Raw genomic sequence first — 17,011 nt, forward strand, 5'->3', positions numbered from 1 at the left:
CGGGGGGGTGGACGCTTACCTGACCCAGTTGGACGCTACCGGCTCCGCGCTTGTCTTTTCCACCTTCCTTGGCGGCAGTTCGAGCGACACCGCTTTTGGCATCGCGGTCGACGGTTCCGGCAGCGCCTATCTGACGGGGCAAACCGCTTCCGCTAATTTTCCGGTCACCCCCGGGGCGTTCCAGCCCGCTTTGGCTGGAGGCGGCGATGTCTTCGTGACGAAGATCGGAGCCATTGCAGAGGTATCCTTGCTAAAGTTCTCGGACCGGTTTGAAGTACGTCCAGGGGAAACGGTGACCTTCTTTATCGAAGTGTCCAACCCAAGCACCGTGACGCTCACGAATGTAAGAATTGAAGATCCGCTGCTGGGCTTTTTCACGGTGATCCCTGAGCTGCCTGCATTTGCGGTCCAAATTTTTGAGGTTCTCTTCACCGTTCCTCCCGGAACGCCGCCGGGATTCATTACGAATGTCGTGACCGTAACTTCCGATCAAATTCCTGAGCCGCAAATCGCGAAGTCGGATATCTTCGTGACGGAAACGCCAATGCTGCTGGCCTTCAAGACCGTAAACCCGCCTGCCGCGGCGCCGGGAGAGACCGTCGTGTTCACGATCACGCTCGTAAACGAGGGCAATGTCGACTTGATCAACGTCCAGATTACCGATCCGCTGATCGGGCTGGATGAAAGAGTCGGCAACATCCCCGTCGGAGCAAGCGTCACGATCGATTGGCCGTTTGTCATTCCGCCTGACGCGCTGGCTGGGGTGACGATTGCGAATACGGTGATCATTACCGCTAACAACCTGCCCGAGCCCGAGACCGTTGGAACGGTTGTTGATGTGCTCGCCGCTCCGCGACTCACTCTGACCAAAACCGCAGACCGTACCGTCGTGCCCCCGGGAGAAACGGTCACGTTCACACTTACGCTCTCCAATAGCGGAAATACAGCGTTAACGAACATTGCCGTCACAGACGACCTGACCGGATTCAGCACCATCATTCCGCTGCTTGCAGTCGGGCAGACGGAATTGCTGCATATCCCGTTCCTCGTGCCGCTGGAGACGCCGCCGCAGACGTTCCTCAATACGGTAACGGCGGCCAGCAATGAGACAGCGCCTGAATCCGCCAGTGCTGAATTCACGGTGTCCGCCCGACCGCTGCTCGGGGTGAGCAAGACGCCTTCATCGACGACGGTCACGCCGGGGCAGACCTTCACCTACACGGTCACGCTCTCTAATATCGGCAACGTGCCGCTAACCAATATCCACGTTACCGACCCGCTGCTTGGGCTGAAGCAGACGATTGCAGCGCTTGCGGTCGGGGAGACCGTCGAGCTGGTGATCCCTTTCACTGTACCGCAGGAAACACCGATCGGGTCCGATATCGTCAACCTGCTAACCGTTACTTCGGCGGAGGCCGGCACGCAAGAGATTGAATCAACCGTAACCGTAACGGGCGAAGGGCTCGCACTGAGCAAGCAGCCCAGCCGGACGTTCGCCGCGCCGGGCGAGACGGTTACGTTTACGCTGACGGTGACGAACCTGCTTGCCGCCGCCCAGACGAATATCGTGCTGAGCGATCCGCTGCTCGGCATCAGCGAGACGGTGCCGCTCCTCCCCGCGAACGGGACGATTACCCGGACGGGATCGTTCACGGTACCGGCGGGAGCGGCGAACGGCAGCATCATTACGAACACGTTCACCGCCTCGTCCGACCAAACGCCGCTGCAGGAGGCAACGGCAGAAATCGTCGTGCGGTCGGTGCCAGGCGCGGAGACGACGCTGGCAGCGCAGAAGCTTCCGGACCGCAATGAAGCAGCGCCAGGCGAGACCGTACATTATACGGTCCAAGTGACGAACACCGGCAGCAATCCGGCGACGAATGTGGTCGTTCGGGATTCGCTCACCGGCACGGTGGAGACGATAACGGTGATCGCCCCGGGCGAGACGGTAGTGGTGACATTTTCGTTCACCATCCCCGCTGCGGCCGTGAACGGAACCGTCATCGCGAACCGCGTGATCGTCACGTGGCCGGAACAGCCTCCGGGCTCCTTGCCGGTGCAAAGCGAAGCGCGCATCACGGTCGCCGAACCCATAGGCTTGCCGGAATTAACAGTTCAGGCGACTCCATCAACAGCGAATCCGGGAGAAACGGTCACCAAGACGATCACCATTACGAATGTCACCAACCGGACGATCACGAACGTCCGCGTTACCGATTCGCTCGTCGGTTTCCGGACCGTGATCCCGTCGCTTGCGCCCAGGAAACAGCGCGTGTTTACGCTGCCGTTTACGATTCCGGCGGGGACGATCGGTGAGACGGTATTCCTGAACACCGTCACCATCTTTTCTGACCAGACACCGCAGCAGCAGGAGACTGTCTCCATCCGAACGGCATCGCTACCGGATGCCGAACTTACCGAAACCGTAAACCGGCCCCAAGGACGGCCAGGAGAAACGGTCTTCTTCACGATCCAAGTGCGAAATACGGGCAACGTCGCACTCATTAACGCGCAACTAACTGCCCCATTGCTGGGCATCCAGTTGCGCATCGCCCGCTTCGAAGTCGGTGCAAGCGAAATCATTCGAGTGCCTTTCGTCCTCCCGAACGTGCAGCAAACCACCGTCATCACCAGTCCGGTGACGTTCTCCTCGGATAATGGACCAACCAGACGAGCAAGTGCGTCTGTGCTTGTGATCGCGGAAGAGGAAGAGTGAAGTTGGATAATCATGTTGTGCCGGAGTTGTAGTCCAGGCAGATCCGGTACAAAACACGAGGATAAATTAGGCACCGATTAAGCTTGTTGCCATCCAATGAAATGAAATATCGGTAGACATGAGGAAAATTAACCATGTCTACCGATATTTTAATTTCTTAAAAGATCGCCAATCGTTTCGAATTCTCTCTTCATAAAGCTCCATCGACCCACCCAGCGTTGGAATGATCTCGTTGGTCTTTTTAACTAGCTTTAATGTTATATTGCTTGTCAGTCAGAACTCAAAAAGATCCGTCGGATAAAACCAACAGACTTTGGTGATAGCAACACTTCATGTCTTGATTAACTATTATTACAGGAAATTAAAGCATATATACAAGCCACGTTCAACCAAGTGAAGAGATTGAGACCAAATTAATGGCCTTAGTCAGGGATGACTAAAGATATCCTTTGATTACATATAAAACACAATGCTGCCATTCCGTTTTGTGTTTTTCTTGAACAAAAGAGAATGAAGGTAGACTAATTAACATTAGGCAAGGTTTCGTAAACAGGGCGGTACCATTCGAATACGCGTTAATGACGCTGCTTTCGGAGGTACCGCCGCTGTTTTAGTTCACCCCGCTACCAATGTCGTAATTGTTAAGAATAGTTAGAAAAGCCAATAATCTCTGCGCGGTGTTTCCTCTGAATATAGCGGAGGCAAATACCGTTACATTGGCGGGCGTATCCGTAAATATACCTCCGCCGTCCCCACCCGCGGTATTATATATTATTTCAGCGTCGGCAATCGAAACGAGCGATCCTTTGGCGATGATGGCGCCGCCGTCCTTGAATGCGATGTTACTAGTAATTGTGCCGCCGGTTATCGTTAAGGTAGGTGTGAATCCTGGAACTTCGCCCATGGAGATGGCACCGCCAAAATTCGCTGAATTTCCTTCAATCGTTCCACCCTCAATAGTAACGGTAGAGATGGGGGTGAATTGCGGAAAAGTCCAAATACCGCCGCCAAAGCTTAAGGCTGTGTTACCGCTGATGGTCGCATTCTCTCTTACCGTAAGGTTCGACGCAAAAAGCGCAACCCCTCCGCCGCCACGGGAAGCATTTTGGGGATCCCCGTTGCTGTTTGCGTGGTTATTGATAACTCTTGCGTTTCCTTCGATGGTAACGGAAGAGCCGGAAAATGCATCAATGCCGCCACCTTCAAGGCCCGCCTGGTTTCCGCTTACCTCAGCGATACCTGTAAGGACAAGGATAGAGCCATCATTTACAAAAATCCCGCCGCCCCCTGCTCCCGCCGTGTTTCCGGTCACCTGGCCGTCGCTCAGGGTAAGACTTGAACCACTGGAGAAGTAAATGCCACCGCCTTGATTTGAGCCGGCTATAGTACTGACTGCTGAATTTCCAGTTATCAGGCTGTTTGTGATTACAAATTCGCCTAGAACACCCAGTACCCTAATACCTCCGCCGAAATTTCTTATAACGTTGCCACTTATTGTGCTGTTCATGATAATAAGCGCATTTGCATTGCTGCCCAGAACTTGAGGCATTGAAAAGATGCCGCCACCATTGCCATCGGCCGTATTGTTGCTTATTTCACTGTTTTGAATGGTAACGATGGTGTCAAACGCGTTAATACCGCCTGCGTCACCGAAAGCCAGCACGGTAGAATTAGCGCTGATTTTCCCTCCGTTAATGGTAAGGGTGGAACCGAGCCTGGTCCCTCCCGCTATTGTGGTAATACCGCCGCCACTGTTGTTCGCATGGTTGCCTGTTATTTCCCCACCGTTCATCTCGATGTCACAGCCAGCGCCAAAGACTCCGGCACCACTACCGGCAAAACAGTTTTCTATGAGTGCGGCGTTCATGATCAGACTGCTTCTACTGATATTGCCCTGAACCAGGAGGCCGCCACCGTTGCCACTGCTCCGGCAATTGGTAATTGTGCTGCCGTCAAGCGTTAGGGAACAACCGGAGCCGAAAATTAAAATGCCGCCGCCCGTTCCTCCGCCATCAAGGATGATACCAACACCTACGGTCATCAACACCCCGGTTAAACTGCCGTTTGTTAACGTTGAAAAGTGACGGAAGCTTCCTCCATTTGTAATCGCTAGTGTAACATTACTATTGCCGCTGCTATTTATCAGGTTAATTGTGATATTTCTTGGTATCGTAACAACACTGCTGAAATCGATGTCGTTTTGTATAAAAAAATTGAATACATCTCCGTCTACTGCGCTCGGTAATGCAGTTGTAATATCATTAAAGTTGAAAACATTAACATTTACAATCATTTTTATATGTCACCCCTTTGCAGAAAATTAATGTAGAATGTGAACCGATCCATTTTGGACTGGACATAACAAAGCATCCTTAAAATAACCTTATTAAAATTATATGCCAGGCTAGCGCAAGTGAAGCGATAGAGACTCATGAGAATGCATGGGGGCCTACAAGATGAAAACTTGGAAGCTTTTCACCCCCACGTTAAGAATATGGCTGAGTCCCAGTTCTTCCATTGTAATCGAGGATAGCAATAAGTTAATCGTGTCCCTCACGTAGCAATGTTATCGTAGGCGTATAGGCATATTTGCTTGTGACAAGAACATATCTTCCAATCCTAAACTTCTTTATAAGGTCAACTCTTTGAAGATAGATTATTATATGCAGGTGTCTCACCAGAGGTCTAAGTTATAAACCATTTGTTATGAAAATTGGGCTACATACAAAGTCGTCTCTCATATCCCGTAGGGCAATGCGTGTACAGAGGCGCTTACTGCCTACCGACATTTCACTAGTATTGCCCGGCGCTCAGCATAAACTGGAAACCCTAGCCGGTAAGAATGGTCAAAAAGCTCGAGCTGACCGATATTTTCCGCTCCAACGGAATTGCAATGATAGAACTTTGGGACGAGAGCGAGAAGATAGAAACAATCAAACTGCAGAGGGAGCTCTGCTCATTGATATTATTAAATATCTTCCATTGACTGCGAGGAGTATTTGCTGAAGGAACATGTGGAGAACGTCATCACAGAATTGCTAGATTCCATGATGACCGTATGTCAGCGTGAACAAGCCATCTTTCCAGAACGACGGATGTATTTATCGAGTTGGGGGACCGGACAGTGGTTCCGGCGGCTTCGGGTATTGAATTTAAGAGTTTCGCATACTCAGGTTTGGGCTGTCGCGGATGCGCTTGGAGCTTCGATAGAAATGGAATTAAGGGCAAAAGTCGGTCGATATTTCGATGAAATAATTCGGGGAATTGGTATGAAACTCAAGTAAGCCAGACCATAATGGATTCCAACGTCAAAAGAGCCTTGAATGTACGCACTAATTTATTATAGCGAGTCGCAAGACGACGGTAATTTTTCACCTTGTAAAAAAATTTTTTTCGGAATGCCCCTCCCCGCGCACACGGCCAAAAAGGCCGTCCGGCTTTCGCCGTCGGCCCTCGCGCAATATGCATCTACCGATTATTTGTACATCCGTTCCACGCGAGTCGCGAGCGCGGTCGAGATTTCTTGCGGCACGCTCCCGATCCGATCCGCCAGCTCGGCGCACGTAATGCAGTCGCCGGCCTCCTCGCCGATCAAAGTCACGGTCGTCCCGGCCGGACAGTCGCGCGGCAGCCGGACCATCAGCTGGTCCATGCCGATGCGGCCGACGATCGGGCACCGGTTGCCTTCGATCAGCACGTCCGCGCCTTGCAGCCCCTGGCCCCAGCCGTCCGCATATCCGATCGGCACCGTGCCGATCCATCCCGATTCGTCCATCGCGTAGCCGTTGTCGTAGCCGATGCGCTCGCCTTTCGCTACGTACTTCGCCTGTACGAGCCGGCTCGTCAGTCGGAGCGCCGGCCGCAGCCCCCCGGGCGGCATCCAGCGCGGGTCGCAAAAGCCGTACATCGCCGCGCCGAAGCGGACCATATCCATCGCCAGCTCCGGAAACCGCAGCGCCGCTGCGCTGCCGGCGCAGTGGTAGCGGCGCGGCCGGATGCCCGACGCTTCGATCCAGCCCGTCATCTCGCGGAACCGGCGGATTTGCGTTTCCACATACGCCGTATCCTTGCCGCCCGCCGTCGCCAGATGCGTGTACGCCCCCTCTACCGAGACGTCCCGCGCCGCGAGCAAGGGAACGAGCGCCTCCCACTCGCCGCGCTCGCGAAGGCCGAGCCGTCCGAGGCCGGTGTCCAGTTTTACGTGCACCTTGATCTTCGCGGGAGAGTAGGGATTTTTGAACGACCGCGCTTCCGCCATCCATGCAGCCGAAGCGACGGTCAACATCACATCCCATTCCGCCGCGATCGGCGCTTCCCCCGGGGGGATCGGCGTCAGGACGAGGATCGGCGCGCGGATGCCGCCGCGTCTCAGCTGCAGCGCCTCGCTCAGGAAGGCGACCGCCAGACTGTCCGCGCCGCCGGCCAGCCCCGCTTCGGCTGCGGCGATCGCGCCGTGCCCATAGCCGTCCGCCTTGACGACGGCCATGAACGCGGCGGAAGCCGGGATCGCGGCGCGGATCGTCCGCACGTTGCTTCGGATCGCCTCCCGATCGACCTCCGCCCGCGTATCGCGGCGAGGTTCCGCCCGCTGCAGCGCCGGCGTCCTCATGGCTGCGGCCGCCCTTCCGCCAGCGCGTCCACGACTTCCTCGAGCTTCATCTCGCGCGAAGCTTTCACGAGGACGACCGCGTCCGGCCGCAGGATGGGGACGAGACGGTCGATCAGCCGCGTCTTGTCCGTTTCGTGCAGCACATGTTCGGCGGGCATCGACACCCCCGCGGCCTCGGCCATATGCGCGGAGAGCGGTCCGTAGGCGAGAAGATAATCCGCCCGCTCCGCCGCGTACGCCCCGATCTCCCGGTGGAGGGCGGCCGCTTCCTCCCCCAAATCCTGCATGTCGCCGAGAACGGCGATTTTCGGCCGGTCGCCGGCGATCGCCGCGAGGGTGTCGAGGGATGCCTTGGCGCTCGAGGGATTGGACTTGTACGTGTCGTTCAGGACGAGCATCGAGCCGATTCGCGTCAATTCGTTGCGCATGCCCGTCAAGGTCACGCGTTCGAATCCGGCTTTGATGCGGCCGAGGTCCATCGTCCCGACGCGCACGGCCGCCGCCACCGCCGCCATCGCGTTTTCGAGCTGATGGCGGCCGACAGCCGGAATCGAGAGCGTCGTCAGATCGTCGCCGTCGTCCAGCGCGAACGTCGTGCCGCTCGCGTAGAGGGCGTAGGACAGCGGATAGTAGTCGTTGCGCCGCGTCAGCCCGAACGTGACTTTTTCGAACGGCCCTTCGCGGCGGTCCAGCGCGGCGGACAGCAGCGGGTCGTCACCGTTGTAGAGGAGCAAGCCTCCTTCCCGCAGCCCCTGCACGATTTCCAGCTTGGCTTGCAATATCCGCTCTTTGCTGCCCAGATCGCCGAGATGCGCGTCGCCGATGTTCGTGACGATCGCCGCGTCCGGCATGGCGATCGCGGACAAGAGACCGATCTCGCCGAGTCCGGACATGCCCATCTCCACGACCGCCATTTCCGTCTCTTCCGCGAGTGACAGCAGCGTCAGCGGTACGCCCAGGTGGTTGTTCAGATTGCCGATCGTCTTCTGCGTCGCGTAGCGCTCGCCGAGCACCCCCGCCAGCATGTCCTTGGTCGACGTCTTGCCGTTGCTGCCCGTGACGGCGATCACCTTTGCGCGCAGCTCCGCCCGATAGGACATCGCCAGCAGTTGAATGGCGGAGAGCGTGTCGTCGACCTGCAGCACCGGTATCCGGTCGGTCGGCGGGTTCGGCGTCTCCCGATTCCATAGGACAGCCGCGGCTCCGCGAGCGATCGCGTCATCCGCGAACGCGTGGCCGTCGAACCGATCGCCTACGATCGGGATGTAGAGCTGTCCCGGCTGGAGCGTGCGGGTATCGATGGATACCCCTTGAATCCCGCACTCCATCGCTTCCCCATTGAGCGGCTCCTGCAGCTTCAGCATGGCAGCGATTTGGCTTAAGGTGCGTCGGATCATCGGACGGCCTCCTTGTCATAGTGAATAGACTGCTTGTCCGCATGACGGGTAAAGGCGTAATCGATCAGCAGCTCGATGAGCGCAGCGTATCGGGTGCCGTCCGTGCGCTCCCACATGATCGGATACATGCTGAAAGCCGTGAAACCGGGAAGCGTATTGATTTCGTTCAAGTAGAGGCGGCCCGTCTGGTCTAGGAAGAAGTCGACGCGGGCGAGGCCTGCGCAGCCAAGCGCCTCGTACGCCCGGATCGCCTGCTCCCGGACGGCTGCGGCCGTCTCCTCAGGCAGCTCTGCCGGGATGGACATGACCAGGCGCCCGGCCTCGTACTTCTCGTGATAATCGAAAAACGCCTGCTCGTGGATAAACTCGCCGGGAACGGACGCCTGCGCCCGCTCGTTGCCCCGGACGGCGACTTGGATCTCCCGTCCCGCGATCTCGCGCTCCACGACGATTTTGCGGTCGTACCGGTACGCCTCCGAGATGGCCGCTTTGAGCCGGGCCCGATCTTCGCAGCGGCTGATCCCGATGCTCGAGCCCAGCGAGGCGGGCTTGACGTAGCACGGATAGCCCAGCGTCTCCTCGATGCGGCGGATCGCTTCCTCGCCCGCCTCCAGCCAATCCGTTTGCCGTAGCGCCAGGTACTCCGCCTGGGGAATGCCGGCATGGGCGATCACCGCTTTGGCCGCGGCCTTGTCCAACGCCAGGGCGGAGGACAGTACACCGTTGCCGACGTAAGGGACGTCGAGCAGCTCCAATAGCCCCTGCACCGTGCCGTCCTCTCCGTTCGAGCCGTGCAGCAGCGGCAGCGCCACCTGCTTGCCCCCGGCGCCGAACAGCTTGGCCGAGAGCGTTCCGAGCGAGCGCGCCGGGTTGGCCAGATCGGGATCGACCGGGAGGATCAAGTCGGGGATGCCGCGAACATGCTCGACGAGCCTGCCGCGATGGCACCAGATTCCTTCCCTCGTGATGTAAATCGGATAAACGTCGAATCGGTCGCGATCGATCGACTGGAGAACGGTCAGCGCCGTCTTGAGCGAAATGTCGTGTTCGACGGACTTGCCGCCGTAGAGGACGAACAGCTTTGTTTTCATCGGCATCGAAAAGGCCTCCTTGTACGTTCGGCTATCTGTTCCCAGATTAACCTTGAGTACTAAAGAGGCCTGTAAGAATTGTTTAATTAAAGCTTAAGAAAAGATGACCTTTCCATAAAACGGGAACTCCCCACCGCGGAAAAACTGCCGCGACGCCCCCCGCTACGTCTGATGCGCCGGAGCGCCGCCCAGGTGCTGGACGTTGAACAGCCGTGCGTAAGCGCCGTCCCGGCGCATGAGCGCCTCGTGGGTGCCCTGCTCGACGATCCGCCCGTCTTCGATCATGACGATCTGATCCGCATGCGTGATCGTGGAGAGCCGGTGGGCGACGATGAGCGTCGTCCGGTCTTTGGCCAGCTGCTCCAGCGATTCCTGGATCAGGTGCTCGGACTCCAGATCCAGCGCCGAGGTTGCTTCGTCCAGGATCAGAATGCGGGGATTTTTGAGAAATACCCGCGCGATCGCGATCCGCTGCTTTTGCCCGCCGGACAGCTTGACGCCGCGCTCCCCGATTTCCGTCGCATACCCGCCGGGCAAACGTTCGATGAAGTCGTGAGCGTTCGCCGCCTTAGCCGCGCGCTCGATCTCCTCGTCCGATGCGGAAGGATTGCCGAACAGGATATTGTCCCTGACGCTGCCGCTGAACAAGATGTTGTCCTGCAGTACCATGCCGATCTGACTGCGCAGACTGTGCAGCGTGAGCGAACGGATGTCGCGGCCGTCGAGCCGGATAGCGCCTTCCTGCACGTCGTAAAAGCGCGGGATCAGGCTGATGAGGGACGACTTGCCTCCCCCGCTCATGCCGACCAGGGCGATCGTCTGCCCCGGCCGGATGGTCAGGCTCAAATCGTTCAGCACCCAGCGGTCGGACGTATCGTAGCGGAAGTGGACCCGATCGAACTCGATCCCGCCGAGCACGTCGCCCCGGACCGGCATGGCGCCCGGCGCGTCCTGGATGTCGTACGGCTCCCGCATCAGCTCGACGACGCGTTCGAGCGAAGCGCTCGCCTGCGTCAGCTCCGTCGAAGAATTGACGATGCGCCGCAGCGGGGTGAACAGCCGGTCCAGATAGGCGAAGAACGCCATGAACGCGCCCATCGTCAGTCGGCCGTGAATGACCTGATAGCCGCCGTACAGAAGAACGAGGAGCGGCGACAGGTCCGTCAGCGTGTTGATGATCGCGTTCGTGAGCGCGTTCCATCGCGTCAGCGACAGCGCGCGCTGGAGGAAGTTCCGGTTGCGGCGGTCGAAGTTGTCCATCTCCGTCCGCTCGAGCGTGAAGCTTTTGATGACCGGCATGCCGTTCACCCGCTCGAACACGAAGCCCTGCATCTCCGCCAGCGCCTGGGACCGCGACTTGGCGAACGCTTTGAGCTTCCGGTACATCCGCTTCACCGACAGCGCGTAGAACGGCAGCACGGCGATGGCGACCAGCGTCAGTTCCACGTCCATATAGAACATGAACCCCATCGCGATCGTCAGCGTGAACAAGTCGAGCCAGACGTTCATCATTCCCGTCTCCACGATGCTCTTGGTCGCTTCGGCGTCGTTGATCATCCGGGAGATGACTTCGCCCGTTTTATGATTATGATAGTATCGCAGGCTGAGTTTCTGAATATGTGCGTACAGCTTGTTGCGCATGTCATACAGAATGCGGCTGGTCGTCAGCTGCGCGAAATATTGGCGGTAATACTCGACCGGCGCCCGCACGACGGTGAACAGCGCGAACGCGGCAAGCATTGCGTAGACGAGCCGTTCCGTCTTGACCGCCGCCGGCAGCGGGGCGAGCAGCAGATCGTCGACCACGTACTTCATCAGCACCGGCATCGTCAGGGGGATGCCGAACTTGATCATTCCGATGACGACGGTGACGAGCACAAGCTTCCAGTACGGCCTGACGAAGGTAAGAAAGACGCGAAAGCTGGACATCACAAGCCTCCTTCGGAAATCAAAGGCGACCGAACCGGATCCGGGACGGCCGCCGACATCGTTTCGCTTACGGCCCAGGCCAGCGCCTACTCGAGCGCGAGACGCAGGCGCACCATATCCCGCAGCCGCATGCCGTTTTCGTAAATCGGTTCTTCGTAATGGCGAACGAAAAAGTCCGGATCGACGCCAACGACCCGGAAGCCGCATTTCTGATACAACATCAGCTGCAGCCACCCGGTGCTCCCCGTCCCGATCTCCACGGCGGCCGCCTTGCGCCTTCCCGCCTCCGCGATCGCGGCGAGGACAAGCGCCTTGCCGATGCCCCGGCCCTGGTGCGCTTCGGCGACCGCGAGGCTCACGATCTCGAGCGTGCGGGGGTGCGTGGGGATCAGGACGAATTGACCTACAATCTCGTCTCCGAGCCGGGCGACGTGGCACCAGCCTCTAGGCAGGTAGTCGTCGATCATCGGCCGCGAAGGATCCGCCAGGAGCAGCAGCTCGTACGGATAGGATTCCTCCGGGGACAATGGCGTAATGCGAAGTTCCAATGCTTTCTCTCCTTCCCTTGGCGGGATTAGTCCGAACCGGGCGGTTCGTCCGTGCCCGTCGGGCCGAGCCCGCTCGGCTCGAGGTGCAGCCGGAAGATCAGCGCCGCTTCATCGAGACCGTCGTACAACGACAAATCGAACCCGTCCAGCGCGAAGCCGCGGGACATATAGAAGTTGACGGCGGGACCGTTCGTATGCTGGGTCTCCGCTCCGATCGCCCGGAAGCCGCCTGCCCGGGCAAGCCGGACGGCTTCGGCGAGCAAACCTCCGCCGATGCCCCGCTGCCGGTACGAGTCGGCCACTTGGAAATCCATGATCTGCAGCGTCCGGTTCCACGCCTGCGGCTCCGCGACGAGCATGCCCACGAGACGATCGGCGTCGTAAGCCCCAACGCTGTAGCCCAGCGCAAGCCGCCGGTTCATTTCTTCCGCTTCTTCGTCTTCATACGTTTTTTGGAAAGGCGTTTCGAGCCGCTCCCGGTCCAGTCGGAACCGGATCGCGCCGTCGCTCGCCTCACGCCGTATCCGCCATGCTTCGTGCGAAATATAGCCGTAGCATCCGAGCGAACGCCTTTCCTCCGCGGTCAGCGACCTAAGCCGGTCGTAATGCAGGCTCGTCATCCCGGCGGGTTCGCCTCCTTCTCGTACAAGCTGGCGCCCCAGTCGTCCCACCGCTTGACGCGGACGTACCGGTAGGCCTGATCTTCGTAGTATCGATTGAGCCTCGGGTTATCCGCCATGCAGTCCAGCCGGACCAGTCGTTTGCCCTCCGCGGCGATCCGCTCCTCGGCCCATCGAAACAAACGCGCGCCGATGCCATGGCCGGCCAGCGTGCGATTCACGGCCAAAGCTTCCATCTAGATGTATCCTCCCCTTGGAACCGGCTTCTCCCCCGTTTACGGTACCGTTCCGTATGTAATCTTCATCGTCGGCGCATAGACGAAGCTTCGGCCGTTAGCGAACCCGTCGAACGACGAGGCGTAAGCCGCCTCCGCCTCGTATTGCGCCTCCGCTTCCTCCGTCGTCAGCCCCCGCGCCGTCAACCCCGCGATCAGCTCGCTGCGATCCCCGGGGGCTCCGCCGATCCCTTCTTCGCGAAGCGCGTCCGTTAGCGCCTCGTCTGGGGACTGGGGCAGGACGAAATTGACTTTGTCGCTCACCCGGCAATCTACGCCGACCAGCCCCAGCTCGGCCAAATAAGCGGGCGCCTTCAACCCGACATTGCCGTCCCGGCCCGTCCGTTCCGCGTCGCGTTCGAACAGCTTCTGAAGTATGCCGAGCGGGACGACATCCGGCATCGAGGTCCCCTCCAGCCACTGGTTTGCCATGCTCGAAATCCAGTGCGGTTCGAAGACGAGGACTTTGCCCCCCGGCTTCACGCGCTCGATCATGGACCGCAAGGTCGCCTTCGGATCTTCCAGGTGCAGCAGCACCGCATGGCAGAGCGCCACGTCGTAAACGGACTCCGCCTTCCAAGTCCGGATATCCGCGCAAACGAACCGTGTCTCGTAAGGCAGCTCGGCGTAGATCCGCTTCGCCTCCTCGATCAGCCGCTCGCCTCTGTCGACGCCCGTATAGGTGGACCCGGTCGGAAGAAGCTCGAGCAGCTTCAGTCCCATGTAGCCGTATCCGCAGCCGTAATCGATCAGGTTTACGGGCCGATCCAGCAGCCATACACGCTCGACCAGAAATTGCAAATAGTCGTCATTGTAGTAGAGCCCTCGCGTCCGCCGCAGATAGTCGATCCGCTCGTCCCACGCCCATGTCGTCATCTGCGCGTTCCTCCTCCCGTATTCTTCCTGACTTTCCCAGCGTAACCGTTATCACGGCAGGGCGCAATGCTTTCACACGCTTTGCGCGCCGCAAACAAGACCGCCCCGTCCGCCTGACCGGCGAATAGAGCGGTCTTGTCCGCGTGCTGCTGGGAATCTTCGACGCGTCAACGGTCGGATTGCCCCGCTTGACGTTCCTCCCGCCATTTCCGCCGGTTGTCGGCGTGACGTTCCCGGAGCCCTCTCTTGAACGCATAGCCGTTGCGGGCCATGTAAGCCTCGAACGCCGTCTCGTCCGCCGAATCCCCCTGCCGTTCGACCAGGTCGAGATAGCGCACGGACTCGGCGAGCCGCAGCCGGATGTCGGCCGGATCGTCCGTAGGCGTGCCATGGCTCGGCAAAAGCAGCAGCCCTTCGCGGCCTTCGACAACTCGTTCGAAAGAAGCCAGCGTGGACCGGTAGTTCGCGAACGAGTCGTAGACGAACGGAAATTCCACATCGGACAAGAAGTCGCCCGGGATAAGCAAGCCGAGAGGCTCAACGATGCACATCAGGCCGTCGGGATGGTGCCCGGGCGCGCGGTAAAACGTCAGCGTCGTGCGGCCGGCGCCGATCGCTTCCCCTTCCTTGCGCACGATATAGTCCGCTTTGGGGTACGCGTGCGCGTAAGGCCTTTCGATATAGAACGCGTCGTCGTGCCGTTCGATCTCCTCGACCGCAGCACGCGGATCTGTCGTCTCCGCGAAAGCTTGGCTCGCGACGGTCACCTCGTCCGCAAAGGCGCCATAACCGGCGATATGGTCGTAGTCCGAGTGGGTGTAGAACGCGAACACCGGCCGGTGTTCCTTCACTTGGTCCACATACTCGCGGACCGCCTGGACTTCCGAAGGCAAATAGCCCGGATCCACCACGAGCACGAGATCCTCCGTGCACACGACGATCGCGTTCGTCTGGTAAATCTCGCTCCGAAAGACGGCGACGGCGCCGTCCTTGTAGGTTCGCATGGTGCCTCGTCCTTTCGTGGGCGCTGGCCGGACGGGGCGCTCCCCGTCCGGTCTCGCTATTAAGCGTAGCCGTTCGCCGGTCCGAGTTCAAGCTTTTCGGCACAACCGTACGCGTGCGCGATTTTCATTCGCGGCTCCCGACCTTCGAACCGTCCTTCTTTTGCTCGCCCAAAAAGCCCCGCGCGCGGAGGGCGGCGGGGCTGAAGATTAATCCGAAGTTTGATCCACCAGACGAAGATGGGACGCCGGCTCTCCCTCACGGGCGATCTCGAGCCTGCGAATCCGGTTGCGGTCCTTTTCCCGAACCGTGAACACCAAGCCATCGTACGTCCAGGATGCGCCTCGCGGCAGCTCGGGCTGCTGGCTGTACAGCCACCCCCCGATCGTGCTCACGTCTTCGCCGGGAAGCGTCACGCCGAACAGTTCGCCGACGTCGTCCAAAAGCGATTTGCCGTCGATCAGGTACCGGTCTTCGCCGATGCGCTCGATCGGCTTGACTTCGTCGCCGTCGAATTCGTCGCGGATCTCGCCGACGATCTCCTCGAGGATGTCTTCGATCGTGACAAGCCCCGCCGTTCCGCCGTATTCGTCCAGAAGCAGGGCGATATGCTTGCGTTCCCGCTGCATCCGCAGAAGCAGGTCTTTGACCGGCATGACGTCCGGCACCGACAGCACCGGCTGCAGCAGCGAGCGGAAGTCGAAATTCGGATTGTTGTCGTAGTTCAGGAAAAACTGCTTCGTGTTCACGAAGCCGATAATATCGTCTTTGCTCTCTTTGGCGACCATAAAACGGGTATATTGTTCCTTTTTGATGACCGCCATATTCTCCTCGAGGGAGCGACCCGCGTACAGACACACCATGTCGGTGCGGGGAATCATGATCTCGCGGGCGAGCAGCTGGTCGAACTGGAAAATCCGGTTCACGTAGCCGTATTCCGTCCGGTTGATCTTGCCGCTCTCGTAGCTCTCGGAGAGAATGATGCGGATCTCCTCTTCGGAGTGGGCCTCCTCATGCTCGCCGGCCGGCTTCATGCCGAACAAGCGGACGAGTTGGTTGGCCGATCCGTTAAGCAGCCAAATGAACGGATACATGATCTTGTAGAATCCGACGATGAGGGGAGCCGTGAGCAGCGAGATCTGCTCCGCCTTGCGGATTGCCAGCGTCTTCGGCGCCAGTTCGCCGAGCACCACGTGCAAATACGTGATCAGGGCGAATGCGATGAGAAAGGAGAGAAGATGTCCGACGCTCTCCGAGATGCCCAAGTCGTGAAACAACGGATTCAATATCTTCTCGACCGTCGGCTCGCCGAGCCACCCCAGTCCGAGGGCGGTGATCGTGATCCCCAACTGGCAGGCCGACAGATAACCGTCGAGATTGGCCGTGACGCGCTGAACGGCGACGGCGTTTTTCCGTTTCTCCAACACGAGCTGATCGACCCGGCTGGACCGGATGCGGATAATGGCGAACTCCGTAGCGACGAAAAAAGCGGTCAACAGGATGAGCAAGAAGACGAGCACGAGATTCATCGCGATCATGCGCGCACCCCCCTCTCGACGATTCTCGAGAACGACGACGGGCGCATGCCGATCAAGGTGTTGCTAACGTTCATTTGACTTGCGGTAGGTTCGGGTTCCGGGTCCACTGTACGAATTGTCCCTCCATGAATAAATAGAATGAAAATCAGATGCTTAGTAGGATATACGCAGATGGGCGATTAACGTTTCAATGAAGGGGATGTACCCGGTTTTCGGATTCTTGAAACTTGATTCTTCCGGGCGGCGAAACGAAAATCCGGTGCCTCCCACACGGATGTTCCCATTCGGTTCGTCGGCGCTTGCGCGCGTCGCAGCTTTGCATTGACAGCGGTCCGAAGCGGTGCTAATATCGGATTACCTTCAATTCATACATATCAAGTAGGAATTTATGGATTACATGTCAAAAGGAG

At 58.6% G+C, this 17,011-nt stretch carries 13 protein-coding genes; 1 reads left to right on the plus strand and 12 read right to left on the minus strand.

Annotated elements, in window-relative coordinates; genetic code table 11:
- Positions 1-7 precede the first annotated feature (7 nt).
- Entirely contained in the window at positions 8-2,716 is a 2,709-nt protein-coding gene (locus LKX83_RS01070; protein WP_227880029.1) for a DUF7507 domain-containing protein, read from the plus strand.
- A gap of 610 nt (positions 2,717-3,326) precedes the next feature.
- Here the strand turns inward: LKX83_RS01070 and LKX83_RS01075 are convergent.
- From LKX83_RS01075 to LKX83_RS01125, 12 genes are all read right to left on the minus strand, one after another.
- On the minus strand, positions 3,327-5,009 hold the full coding sequence (locus tag LKX83_RS01075) for a hypothetical protein (RefSeq protein ID WP_227880030.1): 1,683 nt from the start codon (positions 5,007-5,009) through the stop codon (positions 3,327-3,329).
- A gap of 156 nt (positions 5,010-5,165) precedes the next feature.
- On the minus strand, positions 5,166-5,234 hold the full coding sequence (locus tag LKX83_RS34655) for a hypothetical protein (protein WP_465249324.1): 69 nt from the start codon (positions 5,232-5,234) through the stop codon (positions 5,166-5,168).
- Between the two features lie 957 nt (positions 5,235-6,191).
- On the minus strand, positions 6,192-7,325 hold the full coding sequence (gene alr / locus LKX83_RS01080; RefSeq protein ID WP_227880031.1) for an alanine racemase: 1,134 nt from the start codon (positions 7,323-7,325) through the stop codon (positions 6,192-6,194).
- The gene (locus tag LKX83_RS01085) at positions 7,322-8,722 is read right to left on the minus strand and encodes a UDP-N-acetylmuramoyl-tripeptide--D-alanyl-D-alanine ligase (protein WP_227880032.1); all 1,401 of its coding nucleotides are present in this window, start codon (positions 8,720-8,722) and stop codon (positions 7,322-7,324) included. The genes alr and LKX83_RS01085 overlap by 4 nt, the downstream gene beginning before the upstream one ends.
- The gene (locus LKX83_RS01090) at positions 8,719-9,819 is read right to left on the minus strand and encodes a D-alanine--D-alanine ligase family protein (RefSeq protein WP_227880033.1); all 1,101 of its coding nucleotides are present in this window, start codon (positions 9,817-9,819) and stop codon (positions 8,719-8,721) included. Before LKX83_RS01090 ends, LKX83_RS01085 begins: the two co-directional genes overlap by 4 nt.
- Before the next feature lie 156 nt (positions 9,820-9,975).
- Positions 9,976-11,742 (minus strand): ABC transporter ATP-binding protein, encoded by a 1,767-nt coding sequence (locus LKX83_RS01095; RefSeq protein WP_227880034.1) that lies wholly within the window; start codon positions 11,740-11,742, stop codon positions 9,976-9,978.
- A gap of 86 nt (positions 11,743-11,828) precedes the next feature.
- Positions 11,829-12,290: a GNAT family N-acetyltransferase gene (locus LKX83_RS01100; RefSeq protein WP_227880035.1), complete on the minus strand. Its 462-nt coding sequence runs from the start codon at positions 12,288-12,290 to the stop codon at positions 11,829-11,831.
- 26 nt (positions 12,291-12,316) lie between these two features.
- Positions 12,317-12,910, minus strand: a complete 594-nt coding sequence (locus tag LKX83_RS01105) for a GNAT family N-acetyltransferase (protein WP_227880037.1) — start codon at positions 12,908-12,910, stop codon at positions 12,317-12,319.
- Entirely contained in the window at positions 12,907-13,146 is a 240-nt protein-coding gene (locus tag LKX83_RS01110) for a GNAT family N-acetyltransferase (protein ID WP_227880038.1), read from the minus strand. The genes LKX83_RS01105 and LKX83_RS01110 overlap by 4 nt, the downstream gene beginning before the upstream one ends.
- A 39-nt stretch (positions 13,147-13,185) precedes the next feature.
- The gene (locus tag LKX83_RS01115) at positions 13,186-14,061 is read right to left on the minus strand and encodes a class I SAM-dependent methyltransferase (RefSeq protein ID WP_227880039.1); all 876 of its coding nucleotides are present in this window, start codon (positions 14,059-14,061) and stop codon (positions 13,186-13,188) included.
- A 167-nt stretch (positions 14,062-14,228) separates the two neighbouring features.
- Positions 14,229-15,065 (minus strand): MBL fold metallo-hydrolase, encoded by an 837-nt coding sequence (locus LKX83_RS01120; RefSeq protein ID WP_227880041.1) that lies wholly within the window; start codon positions 15,063-15,065, stop codon positions 14,229-14,231.
- 207 nt (positions 15,066-15,272) lie between these two features.
- Positions 15,273-16,601, minus strand: coding sequence for a hemolysin family protein (locus LKX83_RS01125; protein WP_227880042.1), 1,329 nt, complete (start codon positions 16,599-16,601; stop codon positions 15,273-15,275).
- Positions 16,602-17,011 lie beyond the last annotated feature (410 nt).

The sequence above is a fragment of the Cohnella baijiui genome, from assembly GCF_020731285.1.
Taxonomy (GTDB): domain Bacteria; phylum Bacillota; class Bacilli; order Paenibacillales; family Paenibacillaceae; genus Cohnella.

Bases quoted from the DNA above. Each gene is read 5' to 3' on its own strand.
- LKX83_RS01075 (WP_227880030.1), bottom strand. From the start codon at position 5,009: ATGATTGTAAATGTTAATGTTTTCAACTTTAATGATATTACAACTGCA.
- alr (WP_227880031.1), bottom strand. From the start codon at position 7,325: ATGAGGACGCCGGCGCTGCAGCGGGCGGAACCTCGCCGCGATACGCGG.
- LKX83_RS01085 (WP_227880032.1), bottom strand. From the start codon at position 8,722: ATGATCCGACGCACCTTAAGCCAAATCGCTGCCATGCTGAAGCTGCAG.
- LKX83_RS01090 (WP_227880033.1), bottom strand. From the start codon at position 9,819: ATGCCGATGAAAACAAAGCTGTTCGTCCTCTACGGCGGCAAGTCCGTC.
- LKX83_RS01095 (WP_227880034.1), bottom strand. From the start codon at position 11,742: ATGTCCAGCTTTCGCGTCTTTCTTACCTTCGTCAGGCCGTACTGGAAG.
- LKX83_RS01105 (WP_227880037.1), bottom strand. From the start codon at position 12,910: ATGACGAGCCTGCATTACGACCGGCTTAGGTCGCTGACCGCGGAGGAA.
- LKX83_RS01110 (WP_227880038.1), bottom strand. From the start codon at position 13,146: ATGGAAGCTTTGGCCGTGAATCGCACGCTGGCCGGCCATGGCATCGGC.
- LKX83_RS01115 (WP_227880039.1), bottom strand. From the start codon at position 14,061: ATGACGACATGGGCGTGGGACGAGCGGATCGACTATCTGCGGCGGACG.
- LKX83_RS01120 (WP_227880041.1), bottom strand. From the start codon at position 15,065: ATGCGAACCTACAAGGACGGCGCCGTCGCCGTCTTTCGGAGCGAGATT.
- LKX83_RS01125 (WP_227880042.1), bottom strand. From the start codon at position 16,601: ATGATCGCGATGAATCTCGTGCTCGTCTTCTTGCTCATCCTGTTGACC.